Source organism: Massilia sp. PWRC2 (assembly GCF_049896725.1).
GTDB lineage: Bacteria > Pseudomonadota > Gammaproteobacteria > Burkholderiales > Burkholderiaceae_D > JAFCUW01.
In genome coordinates this window covers 149,077-171,145 of record NZ_JAFCUW010000003.1, presented here as the reverse complement: position 1 = coordinate 171,145, position 22,069 = coordinate 149,077, and the positions used below count along the sequence as shown (strand labels likewise).

The window sequence follows — 22,069 nt, the reverse complement described above, 5'->3', positions numbered from 1 at the left end:
CGCCGCACGGTGCCGGTCCCGATTTTCCTGACAAAAAAAGCAGGCACCGCATACACGGCGCCTGCCAAGGGCACTGCCAGAGAAACGGATGGCACCGTAAAAGACGACGCCTTAATTCAAATGCGGCGTAATTTTCGGCATCAAATCATCGAAGGTGCGGCCGCTGCCGTTTTCGCCGATCGCGTGCATCTTCCACTCATTGTTGTGGCGGTACAGTTTGGCCATGATTTGCGCCGTGTGCGCGCCCTGCACCGACAGGTCGTAACGCGCCACTTCCTTCTGGTCGGCGGCGTTGACGATGCGACAGTAAGCGTTTTCCACCTGCGAAAAATTCTGGCCCGTAAAACTATTTACCGTAAAGACCAGCGACTTCACCTGCGGCGGCACGCGCGCCAGGTCGACGATGATTTGCTCGTCGTCGCCGTCACCGGCACCGGTGCGGTTGTCGCCCGTGTGGACGATGCTGCCATCCTGGCTTTTGAGCTGGCGGAACCAGACGGCGTCGACTGCCTTGCCGTTCTCGTCGAACAGCAGGCAGGAGGCGTCGAGGTCGACCGACTCGCTCTTGGCGCCAAAGCCGAACAAGCCTTTTTTCTTGATGGCGTCCCAGCCGAGGCCCATGATGATGCGCGTGAGCGCGCCGCCGGCCTCTTTATCGAGGGAAATTTTCTGGCCTTTTTGCAGACTGACTGACATATGTTGCTCCTTGTTTCTCATTGGTGGTAAGGCTTAGCGCCCGCCCGTTTGCGCCCAGGCGCGAAACGCCGCGCGGTTGCGCGAACAGACATACACCTTGCCCTTGCCGGAAAAGCGCAACACCACGCCCTCCCCGCTGGTCTGGCTGTTGATCAAATTGCCGAGAAAGCCACCGCTGTTGCCGGTGGTGATAGATATTTCGTAGCGCAGCGTGCTGTCCCAGCACACCACGTGCGAGTTGTCGATGATGGCGTCCTTGCCCGGCTCGACATCGAGCACCGACATGGAGCCGAAGCCGGACACCACCACCTGGCCGCGTCCGCCCGTTTCAGTGACAAAAAAGCCGCCACTTTGGGCGAACAGGGCATTGCCCACGCTCTGGGTGCGCACCTTCAGGTCGACGCCAGAACTGGCGGCCACAAACGCGCCATCGCTGATGATGTAATTGTTCGGCCCCACATCGACTATCTGCATGGCACCGGGCAAGGTGGGCGACAGCAGGCAATCGCCATCACCGCGCACCGCTTCGATGTGCTGCTGAAAGAACGATTCGCCGTTGGCAAAGGTGCGCATCAGCGCGCTGCCGATGCCGCCTTTCATCTTGCCCTTCAAGTCGAGCGTCGCTTCCATCATCACCATGGCGTCCGACTCGCAATAAATGGTGTCGCCACGGCTGAGCGCCACATGGAGAAAGGGATCGACATCCTCGGTTACGGTAAATACTGGCATTTGATGGCGTCCTTTCGTGCGGCGTTCAGGTGGTCAAATCTCGGATCAGGACTAGACGTTGACGCCGTAGTTCTTCGCCAGTGGCCCCAGGCCGCCCTGAAAACCCTGGCCGATGGCGCGGAATTTCCAGTCGCTGCCGGCGCGGTAGACTTCGCCGAAAATCATCGCCGCTTCGGTCGAGCTGTCTTCCGACAGGTCGTAGCGGGCGATTTCAACGCCGCCGGCGGCATTCACGCAGCGCACGAATGCCTTCGACACCTGGCCGAAATTTTGCTTGCGCGCTTCGGCTTCGTGAATGGTCACGCCGACGACGATCTTGTCGATATCGGCCGGCACCTTGGCCAGGTCGATGGTGACCGTTTCATCGTCGCCGTCGCCGGCACCGGTGAGGTTGTCGCCCGAGTGGACGATGGAGCCGTCCGCCGACTTCAGGTTGTTGTAGAAGACGAAATCGGCGTCCGAGCGGACCTTGCCCGAGCTACCCAGCAAGAACACGGCGCCGTCGAGGTCGAAGGCGGCGCCATCGGTGCTGCGGGTATCCCAGCCGAGGCCGACGATCATTTTCGACAGGCCTGGGGCTTCTTTGCTGAGGTTGACGTTGCCGCCTTTTTGCAGACTGATTGCCATGATGTGAATCTCCTAAGTGGTTGGTTGAGTGCGTACAAGTACGCGATGTACAGCGTTCGAACACCAGCTACTTCTGACAGGGAGCGACGGGGTGTCCGGCCGTTCGCTCCCGCTGTGTGGCGCTGCCTGAGTGACGGATCAGGCGCTGGCCAATACCTTGTTCTGGCGGCGGTGCTTGATCGACGAGTACAGCGAGGCGACGATGAAAGCCACACCGATCAGACCGGTAAATACTTCGTGGATGTGGTACTTCATGCTGGCCAGCATGATCAAGGCCAGGATACCGATGGCATAGTGGGCACCGTGCTCCAGGTAGACGAACTCGTCGAGCGTGCCCTGCTTGACCAGGTACACCGTCATCGAGCGCACAAACATGGCGCCAATGGCCAGGCCCAGCATGATGATGACGACGTCATTGGTGATGGCAAACGCACCGATCACACCATCGAAGCTGAATGACGCGTCCAGCACTTCCAGGTAGAGGAAGGCACCGACACCACCGCGCTTGACCAACTCTCCCACATTTGCGCCGGAAGCGCCGTTCGTTGCGCCAGCCTCTTCCGCCGAGTCTTTCTCCAGCAGGCTGCTGAGGGTGTCAACGCCCACATAAATCAGGATGCCCCACAGGCCGGCCATCAGCACCACCATCTTTTGCGCTTCTTCCACCAGGCCGAGACACGCCATCAGGGCGCCCAGGGCGATCATCACCGAGATCGACGACACCTTGCCAAGCGCGCCGATCTTCTCTTCGATGTGACCGAGCCAGTGCATTTCCTTGCTGTCGTCGAGCAGAAAATTGAGGAACACCAGCAGCAGGAACATGCCACCGAAGGCAGCCACTTCAGCATGGTGGGCGGTCAGGTGCGCCGAATACTGCTTCGGATCGGACAGCGCCAGGTTCCACACTTCGAGCAAGCCCAGATCAGCCGCCTGCGCCACGATGACCAGCGGGAACAGCAGGCGCATGCCGAACACGGCAATGATGATGCCGACGCCGAGAAACAGCTTTTGCCAGAATTCGTCCCAGGTCTTGAGCACCGAGGCGTTGACCACGGCATTGTCGAACGACAGCGAGACTTCCATGATGCCGAGGATGACCGCCACGCCCAGCGCCGTCAGGGCAGCCGACCAGCCGCCGTGCGTGTAGCCCCACCAGCCGGCCGTAGCCAGGCAGATGAAGGTCACCAAAAATGAAATACGAAAATGCTTCATGAAGCGCCCTTTCTTTTTATATACAAAAATTTCTTATTTGAAAATCAACAAAGCAACGCAACAACTGAATTGATGAACAACAGTGTAACGACGTGCACGCAATTGAAATAGCGAAGATAATAGGAGCAATACTTCCGAAAAACAGAACAATGAAACAATCCGACATCAATTTCCGTCACCTGTATTACTTTTGGGTGGTGGCCAAGGAAGGCGGCGTGACCCGCGCCGCCGAGCGGCTGGGCCTGGCGGTGCAAACCGTCAGCACCCAGCTCTCGCAGCTCGAGCAGCAGGTCGGCACCGCCCTGTTCAGCCAGCAGGGACGGCGCTTGGTGCTGACCGAATCGGGGCGCACCGCCTTGCGCTATGCCGACCAGATTTTTCTGTTGGGCGAGCAGATGCAGGACGCCCTCACCGAGGTGGACACCAAAAAAATCCGCCTGACGGTGGGCATTTCCGATTCGCTGCCCAAGCTGGCGGCCTACCGCATGCTCGAGCCGACCATGCAACTCGAACGCAAGGTGCGGCTGGCCTGCTATGAAGACCAGTTCGACGCCCTGCTGGCCGATCTGGCCCTGCATAAACTCGACGTGGTGCTGACCGACCGCCCGGTGCGCGGCGGCAGCACCCTGAAAGTGTTCAGCCATTTGCTGTTCGACAGCGCCACCATGGTGGTGGGCACGCCGGCGCTGGCGGCGGCGCACAGCGGCGATTTTCCGCGCAGCCTGAATGGCGCACCGTTCCTGCTGCCAACCCGCAACAATGCACTGCGGGCCAAGATCGACGACTGGTTCGGCCTGCACGCGGTGCGCCCCGACATCGTCGGCGAATTCGAAGACAATGCGCTGCTCAATACCTTTGGCCGGCGCGGTCTCGGCCTGTTCTTTGCCACCTCGCTGCTGGCGGGCGATATGGAAGCGCAGTTCGGCGCGGTGACGGTGGGCCAGGTCGATGCCGTGCGTGAACAGTTTTTTGCCATCTCGAACGAGCGAAAAATCCAGCATCCCGGCGTCGAGGCGATTATCGGCGCCGCGCAGACAAGCGGACTGGACGCCGGCTGAACGGTACAATGCTTTTTGAAAATGCGAGCGCTGCCGCCTTTGTTGCAGCCGCGCCCGTTCCCCAACCTCAACCACTCTTATGCACAACCTCCTGTTAGTCTTGCTGGCCCTCCTGCTGGTCGTCCTCAATGGTTTTTTCGTGGCGGCCGAATTCGGCATCGTCACCCTGCGCAAAACCCGTATCCGTGCCATCGCCCGTAGTCAGGGTCTGAAAGGGCGCATCCTGGCCAAGGTCCATGGCAAGCTCGACGCCTACCTGTCGGCCTGCCAGCTCGGCATCACCCTGGCGTCGCTGGGCCTGGGCTGGGTCGGCGAGCCGGCCTTTGCCAGTCTGCTCGAACCGCTGTTCGCCATGCTGGGCGTGACCTCGCCCGAGGTGGTGCATGGGGTGTCGATCGTGTTCGCCTTCAGCGTTATTTCTTTCCTGCACATCGTGGTGGGCGAATTGGCGCCGAAGTCGCTGGCCATCCGCAATCCGGAAGTCATCGGCCTGTACAGCGCCCTGCCCCTGTATGCCTTTTACTGGGCCATGTACCCGGCCATCTGGCTGCTCAACGGCAGCGCCAACCTGGTGCTGCGCATGGCCGGCCTCGACGGCAAGGGCGGTCACGACGCCCATTATTCGACCGAAGAATTGAAGTTGATTTTGCGCACCAGCCAGCCGGGCGAAAAACACACGCGCGACGAGCGCCACATCCTGGCGCAGTCGCTCGATTTTTCCCAGCTGACGGTGGCCGATCTGATGCGCCCGATCAATGAAGTGATTGCCCTGCACGCCACCAAGCCGCTGGAAACCAACCTGGAGACCATGCGCCGCAACCGTTTCAGTCGCTACCCGTATTTCGACAGGAATGGCGAAGACGTGCTGGGCGTGATTCACATGAAAGACCTGTTTTTTGCCCAGCAGTCGGGCCGTCCCCTGCTCGACCTGGCTCAATACCTGCGGCCGGTCGAAACCATGTCGGCGCGCACCAAGGCGCAAGACATGTTCCGCCGTTTCCGGGAAGGGGCACCGCACTTCGCCCTGATTGGTGAAAAAGGCAAGCGCCCGGTCGGTTTTATTACGCTCGACAATTTATTGGGCGCCATGGTTGGCGAAATCCATGACGAATTCCGCCTCAACGAAAACGACTGGCTCAGGCAGGAAGACGGCACCCTGATCGGCAAGGCCAGCCTGCCGATTTTCTCGCTCGAACGGGCGCTCGGCATCGACATTGAAAATGAAGAAATGGGCCTCGATGAAGTCGAATCGGTCGGCGGCCTGCTGATGGTCAAGCTGGGCGACATCCCCAAGCAGGGTCAGCGCATCGAGTTTTCAAAGTTCGATATCGTGGTAAAAAAAATGAATGGACCGCGCATCGTGCTGGTCAAAGTGATCCCGCAGCTGCAGCGCGACAGCGATATGGATGACATGGACTGAGTGCCGCGTATGGCCGCACGGCAACACCAGGCCGTGTTTGCGTGAATCTCGTTATGATCGACTGATCAACTCAGGAGTCCATCATGACCATCAACAAAGATCTCGAACTGCCAGGCCAGCAAGCCATGCCGGCCCATCCGGCGAGCGCGCACGCGCGCAGCGATGCCGACCGCGTGGCCGGTGAAGAAGTGCTACAGACCCCCGACTACAACGCGCCACCATCGTCGGGGGCGATCAAATCGACCGGTGCCGCGCTCGACCCGGGAGTGGGCGGCGCACTCGGCATGCCGCCGCCGGCAGCGCGCACGACGCCGGCTGGCAGCACCGATAATAGTGACGCCGAGCTCGGCGAAAATCAGGGTGGGGGCGACCAGATTGCCGATGAAGTGAAGGCGCACCAGGAATAAAAACTGCGGCGCGCCGGTAGCGTTCAGGCGACGAAAAACGGGACAGGCACCGAAATGACTGTCCCATTTTCGAACTGAGCAGACTTGCTTACTGCGTTGCCACCGTCTTGCGCGCATAAAACAGCGCCACCTGATCGATCTCGGCCGTCGTCATATTTCGCGCCATATTGCGCATCTGCTGCTCGCCATCGTTGGCGCGCGCACCGCTCTTGAACGCTTGCAGTTGCAGCGTCAGATACGCGTTCGGCATGCCTTCAAGCCACGGCGCCCCCAGCTTCTGGTCGACGCCGCCATGGCAGGAAATGCAGGGGGCGATATTGCGCATCGGGTCGCCCACCCGCACCAGTGCCGGCAAGCTCTCGCCGTAGACGGTGGGCGCCGTGCGCGCTTTCGGCAGGCTGGCGTAATAGGCTGCCAGCTCGGCGATATTGTCGTCGCTCAGGCCGGCTGACAGGGCGTTCATCAGCGCATGGCTGCGCTTGCCTGTTTTGTAATCATGCAGCTGCTTGGCGATCACTTCCGGATACTGGCCGGCCAGGTTGGGCGCGTTCGAGCGGCTGTTGCCCAGCGCGCCATGGCACATGGTGCAGTTCAGTGCGAGGGTGGCGCCACGGCCCAGCACGGCGGAGTCGGCCGTGCGCGCCATCGCTGGCAGCAAGATCACATTGGTGGCCACTTGCGGCGTCTGCACGCCGCCACTGGCACCACCCCAGCTGCGCGGGGCGCCGGCGGCGCGGCAGATCGAGTCCCACACGCCGCGGGCGTTAAAGTCCGCTTTCACCGACGGCAGCCAGAGGAAACCGACGGCGGCCGACAGCGCGGTGACGACGATCAGGGCGATGATGCACAGGCGAGCCAGACTGCTGCCCTTGTTGAGATCAGCTTGCATTAACGGGCTCCAATCGGAATGACCGGCACATAGGCCTGGGGTGTCATCGCCAGTTGCACCACCGGATAACCGTAATTGACCACGGTCAGGGCGATCATCATGGCGATCCACAGGCGGAATTCATTGAGCACCTTCGGCGTTTTGGCGTCCGGGTGCACGGCGCGGCTGAACACGTAAGCCGGCACCGGCGCGCTGGCCTTTTTCGCCGTCGCCAGGATGTAGATGAACAGCGCCGCCGACACCACCAGGATCAGCCCGCCAATGACGGACAGAATCACGCCCAGCGCCTGCGACTGCAGGGCCGGATGGGTGTAGTCGTAATACGCCATGCGGCGCGGCGCGCCCATCAGGCCGACCAGGTGCCACGGCATGGTGAGAATGAGCATGCCGGCAAACCACAGGCTCAGCTGCGTCTTGATCAGGCGCGCCGACAGCGGCAGGCAATTGCGCAGGTTCGGCCACAATTCATAGGCGATCATGAAGTACATGATGACGATGGCGCCACCGAAAATCAGGTGGAAGTGCGCCGTCACCCACTGGGTATTGTGGATGGTCTCGTTCATCTGGTAGCTCATGTTGATGATGCCACCGGCACCACCGAAGCCCAGCATGACAAACGCGAAGGTGACGGCGAGCATCATCGGATTGCCCCACGGCAGCGCCCGCACCCAGCCAAACACACCGCGTCCGCCGCGCAGGCGGCCGACGATCTCGGCCGAGGCGACGATGGTAAACACCGTCAGCAGGGTGGGAATCGACACCATCGCCGTCATCGCCGCGTGCATGAACTTGAAGCCGGCGCCCACCTGCGGGTCGCCAAACAGGTGGTGGATACCGATCGGCATGGAGAACACCAGGAACAGGGCAAACGCGACGCGGCCCATGGTATCGCTATACAGACGGCCGCCTATGGCAGACGGAAACATGGTGTAGAACACGATGTAGGCCGGCATCAGCCAGAAGTAGACGATGGCGTGCAGGGTCCACGAAAACAGCACCCGCGCCAGACCGGCGTTGATGGTGTCGGTCAAGCCCAGCGAGGCCGGCAAGATCAGCACCAGGATTTCGACGGCGGCGCCGATCGAGGTCCAGGCCCACAGGTAGGCGCCGGCCAGGTTGCCGTACATGGCCAGCGGCACGGTGCCACCCTTGTTGGCCTGGCGCCATCGGTACAGATTGATCGACATCAGGGCCACCCAGATCCACGAACCGACCACCACCAGCACCACGCCGAGGTAATAGAAGGGATTGGCCAGCATCGGTGGATAGAAGGTGTAGAGCACCGACGCGTTGCCGGTGGCCATGGTGACAGCCGCCATCAAGGTGCCGGCAATCACCAGGCCGAAGGCGGCCCAGGCCCAGCGCAGCCCGGTCAACGGGCGCTTGAGGGTAATTTCGGTAATCGCATAACCGAAGCCCATCGCCACCAGGGTCGGCAGCACATACGCCATCACGGTGCCATGGGCAGTGACGGAGCGGTAGTAATGCTCGGGATTGTTGACCCAGGTGGCCAGCGGACTGCGCACGTACATTTGCCATTCGCCCAGCACGATGGCGGCGAAGAAGGCAACGAAGGCGACCCAGAAGTGGGCCAGGACGAGGCGCTTAGCGTGAAACACAGCTCATCCTTTCGGTGCTGGCGGCGCGCGCCAGAAATTCTTCGCGGGGGATCACTTGCACGCGGGCCCACATGGCCTCGTGGCCGGTACCGCAGTATTCGTGGCAAGGCATGAGCTGTTCACCTGTTTTCGTAAATGTCGTCGTGAAGGTGGAAACAAAACCGGGGATCAACATGGTATTGGCGTTGGTGCGCCCCACCACGAAGCCGTGGATGGCGTCGCTGCTGGTGCCGCGGAAAGTGACCGGGCTGCCGGCCGGAACGACGATGCACTGGGGCGTGAACGAGTATTGCTGCGCAACCAGCCGCACCACCACACGGCCGTCCGCTTCGACTGCCGTGCCCAGATTATTCTCGACAAATTCGCCGCGCAGGTGCAGCGTCTTGACGTCCACCGTTTCGACCCGCGACGGCGGCATGGCGGCGTAGTGCAGTCCCGTAAAAATCATCATGCCCAGGATGACCACGGTGATGGCGCCGACCACAAACGCCCAGCGGCGCTCGGCGGCGTTGGCGACGTCAGCCGATAGCTGGTGCTTGTCGGTATTGCCTGGTGACGGCGTCATTGGACGGCCCCGCGCGGCAGATAAACCAGCAGATAGAACAGCACGAACATGCCGATCACGATTACGGTGGCAACACCGGCGACAGCGAAAGCGCCGCCGGGTCCCTGGGCGACAATATCGTCGATCTTGCGCTGGGCGTCGACCGAAACGGGGTCATCGTCTGGATGGGTCATGCTTGCTTACTCCGGTAAAAGCGGACGCAGGTTGTTGACCTGTTTGCCCGTGACGGGCGTGCCGTTGTTGCCCCACGACACACGAATATAAGTGACCGTGGCGGCCACTTCGTCATCGCTGAGAATGTGGGCGAACGGCGGCATGCCGTGCGGACGGGGATTCTTGGCGGTGCCCGGCGCATAGCCGCCGTACAGCACCATGCGCACGGCATTGACGGGCGAGGCCATGGTGATCGAGTTGTTGCCAGCCAGCGGGGGATAGGCTGGCGTCTGACCGCGCCCTTCGGCGCCATGGCAGACGGTGCACTGCGCCACATAGGTCTTGCGGCCGACTTCCATCACGTTCGGGCTGACCAGCGCTGCCTGCGAGGCCAGCGGCGCCGCCGCGTCTTTTTGCGGCAGTGCTTTCAGGTACACCGCCATCGCCTTGACGTCGGCATCGGTCATGTACTGCAGGCTGTCGTAGACCACTTCGGCCATCGGCCCGTAGACGGTGCCACGGTGCGACGCTCCCACCTGCAGCAGGTCGGTAATATCCTTGATGTCCCAGTCACCCAGTCCGGCTTCGCGGCTCGAAGTGAGCGAGGGCGCGTACCAGTTTTGGTTCGGAATCATGCCGCCTTCAAAGGCCTTCGATTCGGACGAGCCGCCCAGCGCATTGATGGCTGTGTGGCACATCGAGCAATGGCCGAGTCCCTTGACCAGGTAGGCGCCGCGGTTCCACTCGACGCTCTGGGAGGCGACCGCCTCGTACTCGCCTTCACGGAAATACAGGCTGCGCCAGCCGATCAGCAGATCGCGGTTATTAAACGGAAAGCGCAATTCGTGCTCACGGTTCTTTTGCTTGACGGGCGGATTCGACATCAAGTACGCATACATGGCATCGGAATCGGCGCGCGTGACCTGGGTGTAGGAGGCGAACGGCATGGCCGGGTACAGCAGCTTGCCGTCGCGCGAGACACCGGTGTGCAGCATGCGGTAGAACTCGTCGGCGTTCCAGTGACCGATGCCAGTGTCGTCGTCCGGGGTGATATTCGGCACATACAAGTTGCCGAACGGGGTGGCCATGGCGCGGCCACCGGCAAACATGGCGCCGTTTGGCACCGTGTGGCAAGCGACGCAGTCACCGGCGCGCGCCAGATATTCGCCGCGGTTGATCAACTGGGTCGACGGGCTGACCGCCAGCGGCGCGCCCGCCGGCTGCGGCAACATGCCCGGTCGCAGTAGATACAGGGCAGCGACTGCCACCAGCGCCAGGCCGGCAAGTGCGCCGGCAACTACAACAATCTTACGCATGGGCTTCACCTTTGGCTGCCGCAAGCGAGCGGCATGCGGACGAGATTGGACGGTTCTGGCGCCGCCACCGAGGACGGCACCTGCTGCGACAGCCAGGCCGAGACGGCTGCCACATCGCTGTCGGTCAGGCGGGTGGCAATCCGCTTCATGCAATCGGGCTCGGCGGCGCGACGCTCGCCCACGCGCCAGCGCGTGAGCTGGCCGGCAATGTACGCCGTGTGCAGACCGGCCAGGCCAGGGATGCCCGGCTCCATGCCGGACAGCTTGCTTCCATGGCAGGCGATGCAGGCAGGGATGCCCTTGGCCGCGTCACCGACGGTAGCAAGTTGCTGACCACGCGTCAGTGAAGCCGCACTGGCGGTGACCGCTTCGCGCACCCCATAGGGCGGGCGCTGCGCAGAAAAATAGGCGGCGATTTCCTTCAGATAGGGGTCAGGCATGTACGCCACCAGGTAATTCATCGATGGATAGCTGCGGGTACCGTCGCGGAAGGCGACCAGTTGGTTGTACAGGTAACCGGCCGGCTTGCCGGCAATGCGGGGAAAATAGCCGCTGGTGGTGCCCTGCCCGTTCTGCCCGTGGCAGGTGACGCAGCCCTGCATGCGCGCCTCGATCGAATCGAGGGTTTTGAAAGCGGGAATGGCATTGGCATGCACGACGATCTGCGCCGCCGTCGGCGGCGCTGGCGTGGCGACATCCTGGCCATGGGCCAGGTGGGCGGCGACGCACAGCGTGGCCGCCAGCGGCACGCAGCGCAGCAGGGACAGCAATCGCCGGAGTTCGGACCAGGGTGAGTTCATGGGGGTCGCCTGAAGAGTTGCTACGATTTCTACGAGCCAGCGGAGGGCGCTTGACCGAGACTAGCTATGTAAGAATAGACCTACAGTCAGTGGGGTCATCGTAACACATCAATTGTTAAATTAAGCAGTGTTTTCGAGTTAACGAATAAAAACGTGCAATTCACAGCAAATTGCAGTTTTTTAATGAAAGTAATGAAAAAATTTGATGTGCATCAAGTCAGATTGATGCGAATGAGATAGTAAAAAATCGGCGCGCAGGGGCGCGCCAGCGCATCGCAAAAAAGCCGATCAGAGCGGCGCTGGAGGTGTTGCGACGGCGCCGTTGGCGTCGCCAATGTGATCGCTTTCGGCGGCAATCTCGGCATTACTGCCAGTCCACTCATTGATCAGGGAATACGCAATCGCCAGCAAGGTGGGACCAATGAACAGGCCGACAAAGCCGAACGCCACCACCCCACCGAGCACACCCAGAAACGTCAGCAAAAACGGCAGGGTGGTACCGCGTGAAATGAGCATGGGACGCACCACATTGTCGACGCCGGAAATGAGCAGCACGCCCCACACCAGCATGAAGATGCCCCAGCCACTCTGATCGTGGACGAACAGCCAGAGGGCGGCGCCGCCCCACACCAGCGGCGGTCCCACCGGCACCAGTGACAGCACGAAGGTCAGCACCGCCAGCAGCGGCACCGCAGGCACGCCGGCAATGGCAAAGCCGATGGCCGCCACGATCGCTTGCGCCAGCGCGGTGCCGATCAGACCGAGCATGACCCCGCGCACGGTCAGGCTGATGGTGATCGAGACGCGCGCGGCGTGCTCGCCAAACATGCGGGCAGCGCCGACGCCGATCACCCGCATGGCGCCAGCGCCGTCGCGGTACAGAAAAAAGCTGACGAAGGTGGCCATCGTCAATTGCACCACGCCGCCGCCGAGCAGCAAGCCGCCGCTGGTGACGAGGTAACGGGTCGGTTCGATCAGGCGCCTGGCCAGCAGGGTCAGTTCTTCGCGGTTCCCCAGCAGATTGTTCAGATAGCCGTCGAGCATCGGCCCGACCAGCGGCAAGCCGGCCAGCCAGCGCGGCGAGCGCAGGTTGGCGCCGTCGATGGCGGCGCGCAGCAAGTCGATGACACGCTTGACGTCGTCGGCCATATTCCAGGCAACCAGGCTGAGAGGGACAATCACCAGCAGGGTCAGGCACAGCGTCATGGTCAGGGCGGCCAGATTGCGGCGCCCGCGCAGGCGCGCCAGCAGGCGCTGGTGCAGCGGCCACGACGACACCACCACCACGCCGGCAAACAGAATCGCCGAAATAAACGGCCGCAGCACCAGGGTGCAGCCGACGATCAGCAATACGATGGCGCCCAGGCGGGCGGCACGCTTGCCGAAGCCGTCCATCAGCGCAGTAATTGCTGCAGATCGTGGACCAGCGGCGCCGTGCCCTGGCCGTGGCGCACGAATAGCCGCACCTTGCCGTTTTTATCAAACACATAACTGCCGGCGGTGTGGTCCATCGAATAGCTGCCGGGCTGCTTGCCCGGCACCTTGGCGTAGAACACCTTGAATTCCTTGGCCACCTTGGCGGTGGCGGCGGCGTCGCCGCGCAGGCCGAGGAAGCGGGGATCGAAGGCGGGGACGTATTCGGCCAGTAACTGCTGGGTGTCACGCTCGGGATCGACGGTAATGAACAGCACTTGTAGCTGGTCGGCCAGCGGCCCCAGCTCTTTCATCACCCCGGCGAGCTCGACCATCGTGGTGGGGCAGACGTCGGGGCACTGGGTATAACCAAAAAACACCAGCACCACCTTGCCCTTGAAACTGGCCAGATTGCGCGGCTGGCCGTGGTGATCGGTGAGGGCAAAATCCTCGGCGTAGCGCAGGCCGGTGACGTCGGTATTGTCGAAACTGGCCGGCTTGCTGCAAGCGGCCAGTACCAGGGTCAGCAGCATGGCCAGAACGGCACACAGTTTTTTCATGGGGCAGTCTGATTAAAACGGCAGGTAATGGTCGACCAGCAGCGCAGCGAACAGCAGGCCCAGGTACATGATCGACCAGGCAAACGCCTTGCGGGCGACCTGGTCGGAATAATGGCGGTGCACTTTCCAGCCGTGCATCAAGAACACGGCATTGAGGATGACCGCAGCGACCAGGTAAATCAGGCCGCTCATTTGCACGGCGAACGGCAGCAGCGTGGTGGCAGCGAGCGCAATCGAGTACAGCCAGACGTGGTAGCCGGTAAATTGCATGCCGTGAGTAATCGGCAGCATGGGCAGGCCGGAGCGGGCGTAATCGTCGCGGCGGTACATCGCCAGCGCCCAGAAGTGCGGCGGCGTCCACACAAAAATGATCAGCACCAGCAGCCACGCCTGCATCGGCACATCGTTGGCGATGGCCGCCCAGCCCAGCGCCGGCGGCATGGCGCCCGACAGGCCACCGATGACGATGTTTTGCGGCGTCGCCGGCTTTAAGATCATCGTATAAATGATGGCGTAACCGACGAAGGTGACGAAGGTGAGCCACATGGTGAGTGGATTGACCAGCCAATACAGCACCGCCATGCCGAGCCCGCCCACCACGCTGGAGAACAGCAGCGTCTGGTTACGGGTCAGTTCGCCGCTGGCGGTGGCGCGCCGCGCCGTGCGGGCCATGCGCGCATCGATCGACGCTTCGATCAGGCAATTGAAGGCAAAGGCGGCGCTGGTGAGCAGCCAGATGCCGACGGTGGCCGCCAGCACCGTGCGCCACGGCGGCAAGCCGTCGGTGGCGAGAAACATGCCGATGATGGCGCAGAATACCGCCAGCTGCGTCACCCGCGGCTTGGTCAGCGCCCAGTACTGGGCGATCCGACTGGCCGGCTTGGGTGCTTGCGGGGATTCGTGCGTTGCTGTGTGGCTGGTCATGGAAGCTTGGAGAGGTACTTTGCCTTGTAGTTTAACATGGTCACCACCAGCACCATCAGGGCCGCCCCGGCGTTGTGCAATACAGCAATGGCCAGCGGAAAGCTCAGATAGATGGTGGCCAGCCCGCTCGCCGCCTGCAGCACCAGCAGCGCCAAGAGCGCCCGCGCGGTCGGCCGCAGGGCGGCATGGCGCCACGACAGCGCCGCCGTCGCCCCTGCCACCAGCACCAGCACCAGCGCAAAATTGCGGTGCACCCAGTGGATGGCGGTCAGCGCGGCAAACGGCAAATAATGGCCGGCAGCGGTTTTGCCCAGCTCGCGCCACAGGGTAAAGCCATGCTCGACATCCATCGGCGGGATCCACACGCCGCCGCACAGCGGGTATTCGCTGCAGGCCAGGGTGGCGTAATTGGTGCTGACCCAGCCACCGAGGGCAATTTGCAGCGCCAGCACCATGGCGGTGAGCAGCGCCATCACGCGCACGGCTTGCAAGCCGGCGACGGGACTGTCCGCCCTGCCCTTGCCGGCCAGATAATCCTGGCGACCACCGAGCCACACCAGCAGCGCCAGTAAACCCATGCCCAGCAGCAGGTGGATGGTGACGATAACGGGTTGCAGCTTGAGCGTCACGGTCCAGGCGCCGAACGCGCCCTGCAGGCAGACGAATAAAAACAGCGCGGTCGGCAGGCCGGGCGCAAATTCCGGCCGTGGATTGCGCCGCCATTGCAGGTAGCTGCTGGCCATCAGGGCGACGATCAGGATGCCGATCGACATCGCCAGGTAGCGGTGGATCATCTCGATCCAGGCCTTGAGCACGGTGACCGGGCCGCTTGGCAGCAGCGCCTCGGCGGCGGTGATCTGTGCATGCGCCTGGAACGGGTTGGCCAAACCATAGCAGCCGGGCCAGTCGGGGCAGCCCAGGCCCGAATCGGTCAGGCGGGTAAACGCGCCAAAGACGATCAGATCAAAGGTGAGAAAGGCGGCCAGCCAGACCAGCTTGCGATATTTGTTGGGATCGGAGGACAGCCACACCATCGAGAGGGGCAGGCTGGCCACCAGTAAACCAGTCACGGCCAGTTGGGCCAATGTTGCAATTTGCATAGATCCTTATCCGATCGCCGAGGCTTTGAGCAGCTTGGCGATATCTTTCTTGATTTTGGCGTAGTGCTCGACTGTCTGCGCCTCGGTGGCGCCGGCCGGCGGTGGCGGGAAGCGCATCATCAGGTTGCCCAGCGGATCGACCAGGTAGATCGAACTGGCCAGCGGGGCATCGGCCGCCGGCGGCAGCCAGGCGGTCACGGCGGCGGCCGGCGCGCGCAACATGCGCATGCCGTCGAGCTCGCGGATCAGCATGGTATCGAGCGGCGCCGGATCGAGGATCAGCCAGACGCGCTCGATGCGCTCCATGTCCTTGCCCTGCATGGCACGCACCTGGCGCATGGCAAACAGCTGGTCCATGCAGCTTTTCGGGCAGCTCGACGGTCCCGCCTTGAGCATCAGCCACTTGCCCTGGTAGGCCGACAGTTCGGTCGGTTTGCCATCCAGGCTGCTGGCCTGCAGCACGGGCATGGGGTGTTCCCGCGGGTCGATCAGCGCGCCGTAATTGGTGCGCCCGCCCGGCTTGATGACGTAATAGGTCAGATAGGAAAAAATCAGCGGCGCCGCGCACACGGCCAGCACGGCCAGCAGTTTCCAGCGGCCGCGCGCGCGTTGCTGCTCGCTGATGGGGAGGGGTTTAGCGGGTGCTTGCACGTCGAAATCCTGTCATGACAAAAAACAGCGCAGCCATCACGGCCAGCGCGTACCACTGAAAAGCGTAACCCTGGTGCTTCTCGACGCCCAGCGAAGGCGCCGGCCAGTCGCGCACCAGGCCGTCAGCCAGTTGCCCCGTTTGCTCGAGCAGCACGGGCGCCGTGCTCAAGCCGCTGGCGCTGGCAAACTGCGCCGGCGTCAGGTTTTGCACGATGGCGCCCCGCTTGAGCGCGCCAGCGCCGCCCAGTTCCATGATGTGGCCCAGCGTGGTCTTGACGACGCCATCGATGGTGACGATGCCAGCCGGGGTCTGGTACGGCGGCAAGCTGGAGGGATCGGCTCGATTGCGCGGCAACCAGCCGCGCGCCACCAGCACATGGGTGGTCGAATTTTCCAGTTGAAACGGCATCACCAGATAAAAGCCCGCCTGGCCGTGGTACGGGCGGTTGTTCAGCGCCAGCGGCCAGTCAATAAAATGGCCGCGCAGGCGCACCTTGCGAAACTCCAGACCACCGCCGGCCAGGTCCGCCGCCTGCACCGGCATGGGCACCAGTGTAGCGGCATCGCTGAGTTTTTGTTGGAGCGCCAGTTTTTCGGTGGCGCGACCGGCTTGCCAGTTGCCCAGCACGATGCCCAGCGTCACCAGCACGATGGTGGCGGCCAGCGCCACCGGACGCCATGCGAAACGTGCGATCCTGCTACGCATACGCATTACAATCAAGGTTCCTGATCACTTCCGCCGCCACCCGCGCTCTCACTCGTGCATCCACATTCATTCCCATGAAATCCCTGATCGCCATCGCGTTTATCCTGATCCTGTCGAGCCTGGGCATCGCCCTGTTTTTTCTCATGCGCGACAAGGGCAAGAGCAACCGTACCGTGCAGGCGCTGGCCATGCGCGTGGCGCTGTCGATCACCCTGTTCCTGATTTTGCTGGGGTCGTACCACATGGGCTGGATCGCGCCGACCGGCTTGCACTGAGCGTTGCACAACCCCTGACAACTTAACAGAAAAAAGCCGCACCGGTGGTCCCACCCGGTGCGGCTTCGTGCTGGCCATCGACGGCGGACCGCAGCCCGCCCTAGTCGCCCCTTACAGCCAGTAGATGACGACGTACAGGCCCAGCCAGACGACGTCGACAAAGTGCCAGTACCAGGCCGCGCCCTCGAAGCCGAAATGGTGGTCGGGCGTGAAGTGGCCCTTGAGCACGCGGTACAGCATCACCGACAGCATGATGGCGCCGACGGTGACGTGAAAGCCGTGGAAACCGGTGAGCAAAAAGAAGGTCGAGCCGTAAATGCCGGACGTCAGTTTAAGGTTCAGTTCGCTATAAGCGTGCATGTATTCATAGGCCTGGAAGCCCATGAAGGTAGCGCCCAGCAAGATGGTGGCGAACAGCCACACGGCCGTCTTGCTGCGCTGGCCGGCGAGCAGCGCGTGATGGGCAATCGTCAGCGTCACGCCGGAAGTGAGCAGCAGCGCCGTGTTGATGGTGGGGATCGGAAACGGCCCCATGGTCTGGAACGATTCGACCAGCGCCGCCGGTCCCGTATTGCCCCAGTGGGCAGCAAAATCGGGCCAGATCACTTTGTGGTCGAGGTCACCCAGCCACGGCATGCTGATGGTGCGGGCATAGAACAGCGCGCCAAAAAAGGCACCGAAGAACATGATTTCGGAGAAGATAAACCAGCTCATCGACCAGCGATACGACAGGTCGACACTGGCGCCGTACTGGCCACTTTCCGATTCGCCGATGGCGTCACCGAACCAGAAGTACAACACGATCAATACGGCGGCGATGCCGGCCAGGTTGACGCCCGGCCCCCAGGCCTGGCCGTTGACCCAGCCGGAGGCGCCGATCATCGTCACCAGCAGGGACAGCCCGGCCAGCATGGGCCAGCGCGAAGGGCCTGGGACGAAATAATGGGGCGCGACGCCGTGTGGTGCACTCATCTTGATCTCCTGTCTGCTCTATTATTAAATTTCAAGCTATGTACAATTTATTTCGCCACCACGAAGTGGACGATGGTCACCAGGACCCCGATGAACAGGGCCGCCCCCAGAATGCCGGCAATGACCAGGTGCACCGGATTGAGGTTGGCTGCATCACTTTCGTAATCACTTTTTTTGCGAATGCCGAAAAACGACCAGAGCACCGCCTTGATGGTGGCGCCCAGGTGGGCTTTGCGCTTGACCTCATTTTCCTTGCTCACCTTGCCGCCACCGTTCTCAGGGGATTGCCGGTAGTACCGCCCACTTCAAAAAACGTGTACGACAGCGTGATGGTTTTCACTTCACGGGGCAGCGCCGGGTCGATAAAAAACACCACCGGCATTTGCCGCGCTTCATGGGCTTGCATGGTTTGCTGCCTGAAACAAAAACACTCGACCTTCTTGAAATGCGGTGTGGCCGACTGCGGCGCATAACTGGGAATGGCCTGCGCCTGCACCGTGCGATCCTGGGTATTGACCACTTCATACATCACGGTGGCCAGCTCGCCCGGATGGACCTCGATGCTGCGGGTGGTGGGACGAAAGCGCCACGGGCCCTGGGCATTGCCATCGAGTTCAACCGTAATCGTGCGGCTGGCGTCGACCTGGGTGTTGGCGGGACGCGTGACCGTGCCATCTTTTTGCGTCAGCACATTAATGCCCAGCAGCTCGCACATCTGCCGGTAGACCGGCACCAGCGCATAGCCAAAGCCAAACATCACCACCGTCACCACCAGCAGCTTGCCCAGCATGGCGCGGTTGAGCCGCAATACCCGGGTGGGGGTGCCGCTCATGTCACAGCCAGATCCGCTTGACGAACACCATCGCGAAGAAAAACAGCGCGACCCCGGCCAACATGAGCGCCAGCCGCGAATTGTTTGGTTTCTTACCTTCAGACATAGCCGTTACTCCCAGGCGGCAAGCTGATCCGCTTGCCGATGCTGCAACATCAAACCAGTGGCTTACTTGACCGTGGGCGGCACCTCGAAGGTGTGGAACGGCGCCGGGCTCGGCACGGTCCATTCAAGGCCCTCGGCACCATCCCATGGCTTGGCTGCGGCCTTGGCACCGCCACGGATGGTCGGCAGAATCACGAAGAACAGGAAGTACACCTGCGACAGGCCAAAGCCGAAGGCGCCGATGGTGGCGATGGCGTTGAAGTCGGTGAACTGCGCCGAATAGTCGGCGTAGCGGCGCGGCATGCCGGCCAGGCCCAGGAAGTGCATGGGGAAGAAGGTAATATTAAACGTGATCAGCGACGCCCAGAAGTGGAATTTGCCACGCCCTTCCTTGTACATATGGCCGGTCCATTTGGGCGACCAGTAGTAAAAGCCGGCGAACAGGGCAAACAGCGAGCCGGCCACCAGCACATAGTGGAAGTGGGCGACGACGTAATAGGTGTCCTGCAGCTGGATATCGATGGGGGTGACCGCCAGGATCAGGCCGGTAAACCCGCCCATGGTGAACACGAAGATGAAGCCAACCGCAAACAGCATCGGCGTCTCGAAGGTCATCGAGCCCTTCCACATGGTGGCGACCCAGTTGAACACTTTGACGCCGGTCGGCACGGCGATGAGCATGGTGGCGTACATGAAGAACAGCTGCGAAGTCACCGGCATGCCGGTGGTGAACATGTGGTGGGCCCAGACGATAAACGACAGGATGGCGATCGAGGCGGTGGCGTACACCATCGAGGCATAGCCAAACAGGGGTTTGCGGGCGAACGCCGGCAGGATCTGCGAGACGATGCCGAACGCCGGCAAGATCATGATATAGACCTCGGGGTGACCGAAGAACCAGAAGATGTGCTGGTACATGACGGGGTCACCACCGGCGGCGGCGTTAAAGAACGAGGTGCCGAAGTGGCGGTCGGTCAGGGTCATGGTGATGGCACCGGCCAGCACCGGCATCACGGCAATGAGCAAATAGGCAGTGATCAGCCAGGTCCAGCAAAACATCGGCATTTTCATCAGGGTCATGCCGGGCGCGCGCATGTTGAGGATGGTGACGATGATGTTGATCGAACCCATGATCGACGACGCCCCCATCAGGTGCATGGCAAAAATGGCCATGTCCATGCCCGGACCCATCTGCGTCGACAGCGGTGCGTACAGGGTCCAGCCGGCGGCGGTGGCGCCACCGGGGGCGAAGAAGGAACCGCCCAGCAGCAGCGCCGCCGGTGGCAGCAGCCAGAACGAGAAATTGTTCATGCGGGCGAACGCCATGTCGGCGCAACCCACCTGCAGGGGAATCATCCAGTTGGCGAAGCCGACGAAGGCCGGCATGATGGCGCCGAACACCATCACCAGGCCATGCATGGTGGTGAGCTGGTTAAAAAACTCGGGCTGGAAAAACTGCAGACCGGGCTGGAACAGTTCGCTGCGGATCATCAGGGCCAGCACGCCGCCCGACATCAGCATGATCAGCGAAAACCACAGGTACAGGGTGCCGATATCCTTGTGGTTGGTGGCGAACAGCCAGCGCTGGTAGCCATGCGGGTGGTCGTGCGAATGGTCGTGTGCGCCGTGGCCGACGGTGTGATCGATGGTGGTGCTTGTGCTCATCTTCTACTCCCGATTACTTGCGTGCGGCCAAAACTTCGGCCGGTTGAACGATGTTTTCCGCAGCCTTGTTCGACCAGCTGTTGCGCGTGTAAGTGATCAGCGCAGCGATGTCGGAATCGGACAACTGCTTCCAGGACGCCATTTCGGATGGGTACTTGCCGCTCTTCTTACCATTGAGTAATACGTTGATCTGTTCCGCCTTCGGCCCATTCACCACCGGCGAACCGTCGAGGGCGGCGAAGGCACCCGGCACCCCCTTGCCGGTGGCCTGGTGGCACACCACGCAATTGCTGGTGTAGAGTTTTTCGCCCTTGGTTTTCAGTTCGTCGATGGTCCAGACCTTGGCCGGATCGTCGGCCAGCGCCGCCATTTCTTTTTGTTTAACCGCCACCCAGGCCGAGTAATCGGCATCCGATACCACCTTGACGACGATCGGCATGAAGGCGTGCTCCTTGCCGCACAGCTCGGAGCAATAACCGCGGTAAGTGCCAAGCGCATCGGCGCGAAACCAGGTATCGCGCACGAAACCGGGAATGGCGTCCTGCTTGACGCCAAAGGCGGGAATCGACCACGAGTGGATAACGTCGTTGGCGGTGAGAACCAGGCGGATTTTCTTGTTGACCGGGACGACTACCTCGTTGTCAGTCTCCATCAAATAAAACTCGCCGCGCGCGGCGGTGGGAGCGACGCCGGGCGCGCCGATTTGCGAGCGCGGTGTGGCCAGGTTAGCGAGGAAGGAAATGCCCTCGCCCTCGCCTTTCAGATAATCGTAGCCCCACTTCCACTGCATGCCGGTGACCTTGATGGTCAGGTCGGCATTCGAGGTGTCCTTCATGGCCACCACGGTCTTGGTGGCCGGCAAGGCCATGACGATCACGATCAGGAAGGGAACAATGGTCCAGGCCAGCTCGACGGCGGTCGACTCGTGGAACGTGGCGGCCTTGTGGCCGACCGAGCGGCGGTGCTTGATGATGGAGTAAAACATGACGCCGAACACGGCCACGAAGATGGCCAGGCACACCACCATCATCCAGGTGTGCAGGTTGTTGATTTCAGCGGCGATGCGGGTGACCGGCGGCTGCAGGTTGAGCTGGCGGACGGTGGCGTGGCCAGCGGTTTCTTGTGCGGCAAGGGCCGTCGTGCTTACTGCAAGACTGGCCGCAATCGCCAGCCCGAACAACAAGGCCTGAAGTCGCTTCACATAAGTCATGTTTTCCCCAACCAACAAAAAAATACGTATTTTTATAGTCAGCGAGCCAAACACAGTTCGCCGCGTCTCCCTGCCGTCCAGCCACCACGCCTGCATCGGCGCCGGGTCCCCGGTCAAGGATGAGCAAAGCACACCGATGAACGACGACTTGCTGTTGCGGCTGTC

Annotated in this window: 26 protein-coding genes; 5 read left to right on the top strand and 21 right to left on the bottom strand. The window is 61.8% G+C overall.

What is annotated here, in order from left to right:
• Window positions 1-111 precede the first annotated feature (111 nt).
• From ACP7BZ_RS08470 to ACP7BZ_RS08455, 4 genes are all read right to left on the bottom strand, one after another.
• Window positions 112-696: a TerD family protein gene (locus ACP7BZ_RS08470; RefSeq protein ID WP_426112021.1), complete on the bottom strand. Its 585-nt coding sequence runs from the start codon at window positions 694-696 to the stop codon at window positions 112-114.
• A 33-nt stretch (window positions 697-729) separates the two neighbouring features.
• A complete protein-coding gene (locus ACP7BZ_RS08465) occupies window positions 730-1,425 on the bottom strand; it encodes a TIGR00266 family protein (RefSeq protein ID WP_426112019.1) in 696 nt (231 codons plus the stop codon).
• A gap of 51 nt (window positions 1,426-1,476) precedes the next feature.
• Window positions 1,477-2,052 (bottom strand): TerD family protein, encoded by a 576-nt coding sequence (locus ACP7BZ_RS08460; RefSeq protein ID WP_426112017.1) that lies wholly within the window; start codon window positions 2,050-2,052, stop codon window positions 1,477-1,479.
• Window positions 2,053-2,190: 138 nt separating this feature from the next.
• A complete protein-coding gene (locus tag ACP7BZ_RS08455) occupies window positions 2,191-3,264 on the bottom strand; it encodes a DUF475 domain-containing protein (protein ID WP_426112015.1) in 1,074 nt (357 codons plus the stop codon).
• 149 nt (window positions 3,265-3,413) lie between these two features.
• Here ACP7BZ_RS08455 and nhaR point away from each other — a divergent pair, with 149 nt between their 5' ends.
• From nhaR to ACP7BZ_RS08440, 3 genes are all read left to right on the top strand, one after another.
• On the top strand, window positions 3,414-4,322 hold the full coding sequence (nhaR, locus tag ACP7BZ_RS08450; protein WP_426112013.1) for a transcriptional activator NhaR: 909 nt from the start codon (window positions 3,414-3,416) through the stop codon (window positions 4,320-4,322).
• Between the two features lie 79 nt (window positions 4,323-4,401).
• Window positions 4,402-5,742 carry a hemolysin family protein gene (locus tag ACP7BZ_RS08445; RefSeq protein WP_426112011.1) on the top strand — a complete coding sequence of 447 codons (1,341 nt, stop codon included), beginning with the start codon at window positions 4,402-4,404 and terminating at the stop codon, window positions 5,740-5,742.
• Between the two features lie 83 nt (window positions 5,743-5,825).
• Complete coding sequence (locus ACP7BZ_RS08440; protein WP_426112009.1) at window positions 5,826-6,149, top strand: hypothetical protein; 324 nt, start codon at window positions 5,826-5,828, stop codon at window positions 6,147-6,149.
• A gap of 88 nt (window positions 6,150-6,237) precedes the next feature.
• Here the strand turns inward: ACP7BZ_RS08440 and ACP7BZ_RS08435 are convergent, their stop codons facing one another.
• From ACP7BZ_RS08435 to ACP7BZ_RS08380, 12 genes are all read right to left on the bottom strand, one after another.
• On the bottom strand, window positions 6,238-7,038 hold the full coding sequence (locus ACP7BZ_RS08435) for a c-type cytochrome (RefSeq protein ID WP_426112007.1): 801 nt from the start codon (window positions 7,036-7,038) through the stop codon (window positions 6,238-6,240).
• Entirely contained in the window at window positions 7,038-8,657 is a 1,620-nt protein-coding gene (locus ACP7BZ_RS08430) for a cbb3-type cytochrome c oxidase subunit I (protein ID WP_426112005.1), read from the bottom strand. Before ACP7BZ_RS08430 ends, ACP7BZ_RS08435 begins: the two co-directional genes overlap by 1 nt.
• Window positions 8,644-9,222: a cytochrome C oxidase subunit II gene (locus ACP7BZ_RS08425; protein ID WP_426112003.1), complete on the bottom strand. Its 579-nt coding sequence runs from the start codon at window positions 9,220-9,222 to the stop codon at window positions 8,644-8,646. Before ACP7BZ_RS08425 ends, ACP7BZ_RS08430 begins: the two co-directional genes overlap by 14 nt.
• Window positions 9,219-9,395 carry a hypothetical protein gene (locus ACP7BZ_RS08420; RefSeq protein ID WP_426112001.1) on the bottom strand — a complete coding sequence of 59 codons (177 nt, stop codon included), beginning with the start codon at window positions 9,393-9,395 and terminating at the stop codon, window positions 9,219-9,221. The genes ACP7BZ_RS08425 and ACP7BZ_RS08420 overlap by 4 nt, the downstream gene beginning before the upstream one ends.
• A gap of 6 nt (window positions 9,396-9,401) precedes the next feature.
• A complete protein-coding gene (locus ACP7BZ_RS08415) occupies window positions 9,402-10,691 on the bottom strand; it encodes a c-type cytochrome (protein ID WP_426111999.1) in 1,290 nt (429 codons plus the stop codon).
• 5 nt (window positions 10,692-10,696) lie between these two features.
• Entirely contained in the window at window positions 10,697-11,491 is a 795-nt protein-coding gene (locus ACP7BZ_RS08410) for a c-type cytochrome (RefSeq protein WP_426111997.1), read from the bottom strand.
• A 288-nt stretch (window positions 11,492-11,779) separates the two neighbouring features.
• Window positions 11,780-12,886 carry an AI-2E family transporter gene (locus ACP7BZ_RS08405; protein WP_426111995.1) on the bottom strand — a complete coding sequence of 369 codons (1,107 nt, stop codon included), beginning with the start codon at window positions 12,884-12,886 and terminating at the stop codon, window positions 11,780-11,782.
• Window positions 12,886-13,464: an SCO family protein gene (locus ACP7BZ_RS08400; protein ID WP_426111993.1), complete on the bottom strand. Its 579-nt coding sequence runs from the start codon at window positions 13,462-13,464 to the stop codon at window positions 12,886-12,888. Before ACP7BZ_RS08400 ends, ACP7BZ_RS08405 begins: the two co-directional genes overlap by 1 nt.
• A 12-nt stretch (window positions 13,465-13,476) precedes the next feature.
• On the bottom strand, window positions 13,477-14,388 hold the full coding sequence (cyoE, locus tag ACP7BZ_RS08395; RefSeq protein WP_426111991.1) for a heme o synthase: 912 nt from the start codon (window positions 14,386-14,388) through the stop codon (window positions 13,477-13,479).
• Entirely contained in the window at window positions 14,385-15,488 is a 1,104-nt protein-coding gene (locus ACP7BZ_RS08390; protein WP_426111989.1) for a COX15/CtaA family protein, read from the bottom strand. Before ACP7BZ_RS08390 ends, cyoE begins: the two co-directional genes overlap by 4 nt.
• Before the next feature lie 6 nt (window positions 15,489-15,494).
• Window positions 15,495-16,139: an SCO family protein gene (locus ACP7BZ_RS08385; RefSeq protein WP_426111987.1), complete on the bottom strand. Its 645-nt coding sequence runs from the start codon at window positions 16,137-16,139 to the stop codon at window positions 15,495-15,497.
• The gene (locus tag ACP7BZ_RS08380) at window positions 16,123-16,845 is read right to left on the bottom strand and encodes an SURF1 family protein (RefSeq protein ID WP_426111985.1); all 723 of its coding nucleotides are present in this window, start codon (window positions 16,843-16,845) and stop codon (window positions 16,123-16,125) included. The genes ACP7BZ_RS08385 and ACP7BZ_RS08380 overlap by 17 nt, the downstream gene beginning before the upstream one ends.
• Before the next feature lie 74 nt (window positions 16,846-16,919).
• Here ACP7BZ_RS08380 and ACP7BZ_RS08375 point away from each other — a divergent pair, with 74 nt between their 5' ends.
• Entirely contained in the window at window positions 16,920-17,120 is a 201-nt protein-coding gene (locus tag ACP7BZ_RS08375) for a twin transmembrane helix small protein (protein ID WP_426111983.1), read from the top strand.
• 111 nt (window positions 17,121-17,231) lie between these two features.
• On the opposite strand, the gene ACP7BZ_RS08370 is transcribed toward ACP7BZ_RS08375, so the two are convergent.
• From ACP7BZ_RS08370 to ACP7BZ_RS08360, 3 genes are read right to left on the bottom strand one after another with little or no spacing between them, the layout of a single operon-like run.
• Entirely contained in the window at window positions 17,232-18,092 is an 861-nt protein-coding gene (locus tag ACP7BZ_RS08370) for a cytochrome c oxidase subunit 3 (protein ID WP_426111981.1), read from the bottom strand.
• Window positions 18,093-18,139: 47 nt separating this feature from the next.
• A complete protein-coding gene (locus tag ACP7BZ_RS08365) occupies window positions 18,140-18,352 on the bottom strand; it encodes a DUF2970 domain-containing protein (protein ID WP_426111979.1) in 213 nt (70 codons plus the stop codon).
• Window positions 18,349-18,924 carry a cytochrome c oxidase assembly protein gene (locus ACP7BZ_RS08360; RefSeq protein WP_426111977.1) on the bottom strand — a complete coding sequence of 192 codons (576 nt, stop codon included), beginning with the start codon at window positions 18,922-18,924 and terminating at the stop codon, window positions 18,349-18,351. The genes ACP7BZ_RS08365 and ACP7BZ_RS08360 overlap by 4 nt, the downstream gene beginning before the upstream one ends.
• A 17-nt stretch (window positions 18,925-18,941) precedes the next feature.
• Here ACP7BZ_RS08360 and ACP7BZ_RS08355 point away from each other — a divergent pair, with 17 nt between their 5' ends.
• Entirely contained in the window at window positions 18,942-19,100 is a 159-nt protein-coding gene (locus tag ACP7BZ_RS08355; RefSeq protein WP_426111975.1) for a hypothetical protein, read from the top strand.
• Here the strand turns inward: ACP7BZ_RS08355 and ctaD are convergent.
• On the bottom strand, window positions 19,093-20,694 hold the full coding sequence (gene ctaD / locus ACP7BZ_RS08350; RefSeq protein WP_426111973.1) for a cytochrome c oxidase subunit I: 1,602 nt from the start codon (window positions 20,692-20,694) through the stop codon (window positions 19,093-19,095). The genes ACP7BZ_RS08355 and ctaD overlap by 8 nt on opposite strands.
• Window positions 20,695-20,707: 13 nt before the next feature.
• On the bottom strand, window positions 20,708-21,904 hold the full coding sequence (coxB, locus tag ACP7BZ_RS08345; RefSeq protein ID WP_426111971.1) for a cytochrome c oxidase subunit II: 1,197 nt from the start codon (window positions 21,902-21,904) through the stop codon (window positions 20,708-20,710).
• Window positions 21,905-22,069: the final 165 nt, after the last annotated feature.

Excerpts from the sequence above, each read along its gene's own strand:
- ACP7BZ_RS08375 (WP_426111983.1), top strand. The coding sequence starts at position 16,920 with ATGAAATCCCTGATCGCCATCGCGTTTATCCTGATCCTGTCGAGCCTG.
- cyoE (WP_426111991.1), bottom strand. The coding sequence starts at position 14,388 with ATGACCAGCCACACAGCAACGCACGAATCCCCGCAAGCACCCAAGCCG.
- ACP7BZ_RS08360 (WP_426111977.1), bottom strand. The coding sequence starts at position 18,924 with ATGAGCGGCACCCCCACCCGGGTATTGCGGCTCAACCGCGCCATGCTG.
- ACP7BZ_RS08420 (WP_426112001.1), bottom strand. The coding sequence starts at position 9,395 with ATGACCCATCCAGACGATGACCCCGTTTCGGTCGACGCCCAGCGCAAG.
- ACP7BZ_RS08470 (WP_426112021.1), bottom strand. The coding sequence starts at position 696 with ATGTCAGTCAGTCTGCAAAAAGGCCAGAAAATTTCCCTCGATAAAGAG.
- ACP7BZ_RS08405 (WP_426111995.1), bottom strand. The coding sequence starts at position 12,886 with ATGGACGGCTTCGGCAAGCGTGCCGCCCGCCTGGGCGCCATCGTATTG.
- ACP7BZ_RS08435 (WP_426112007.1), bottom strand. The coding sequence starts at position 7,038 with ATGCAAGCTGATCTCAACAAGGGCAGCAGTCTGGCTCGCCTGTGCATC.
- ctaD (WP_426111973.1), bottom strand. The coding sequence starts at position 20,694 with ATGAGCACAAGCACCACCATCGATCACACCGTCGGCCACGGCGCACAC.
- ACP7BZ_RS08380 (WP_426111985.1), bottom strand. The coding sequence starts at position 16,845 with ATGCGTAGCAGGATCGCACGTTTCGCATGGCGTCCGGTGGCGCTGGCC.
- nhaR (WP_426112013.1), top strand. The coding sequence starts at position 3,414 with ATGAAACAATCCGACATCAATTTCCGTCACCTGTATTACTTTTGGGTG.
- ACP7BZ_RS08460 (WP_426112017.1), bottom strand. The coding sequence starts at position 2,052 with ATGGCAATCAGTCTGCAAAAAGGCGGCAACGTCAACCTCAGCAAAGAA.
- ACP7BZ_RS08440 (WP_426112009.1), top strand. The coding sequence starts at position 5,826 with ATGACCATCAACAAAGATCTCGAACTGCCAGGCCAGCAAGCCATGCCG.
- ACP7BZ_RS08465 (WP_426112019.1), bottom strand. The coding sequence starts at position 1,425 with ATGCCAGTATTTACCGTAACCGAGGATGTCGATCCCTTTCTCCATGTG.
- ACP7BZ_RS08415 (WP_426111999.1), bottom strand. The coding sequence starts at position 10,691 with ATGCGTAAGATTGTTGTAGTTGCCGGCGCACTTGCCGGCCTGGCGCTG.
- ACP7BZ_RS08455 (WP_426112015.1), bottom strand. The coding sequence starts at position 3,264 with ATGAAGCATTTTCGTATTTCATTTTTGGTGACCTTCATCTGCCTGGCT.
- ACP7BZ_RS08410 (WP_426111997.1), bottom strand. The coding sequence starts at position 11,491 with ATGAACTCACCCTGGTCCGAACTCCGGCGATTGCTGTCCCTGCTGCGC.
- ACP7BZ_RS08425 (WP_426112003.1), bottom strand. The coding sequence starts at position 9,222 with ATGACGCCGTCACCAGGCAATACCGACAAGCACCAGCTATCGGCTGAC.
- ACP7BZ_RS08370 (WP_426111981.1), bottom strand. The coding sequence starts at position 18,092 with ATGAGTGCACCACACGGCGTCGCGCCCCATTATTTCGTCCCAGGCCCT.
- ACP7BZ_RS08445 (WP_426112011.1), top strand. The coding sequence starts at position 4,402 with ATGCACAACCTCCTGTTAGTCTTGCTGGCCCTCCTGCTGGTCGTCCTC.
- ACP7BZ_RS08400 (WP_426111993.1), bottom strand. The coding sequence starts at position 13,464 with ATGAAAAAACTGTGTGCCGTTCTGGCCATGCTGCTGACCCTGGTACTG.
- coxB (WP_426111971.1), bottom strand. The coding sequence starts at position 21,904 with ATGACTTATGTGAAGCGACTTCAGGCCTTGTTGTTCGGGCTGGCGATT.
- ACP7BZ_RS08390 (WP_426111989.1), bottom strand. The coding sequence starts at position 15,488 with ATGCAAATTGCAACATTGGCCCAACTGGCCGTGACTGGTTTACTGGTG.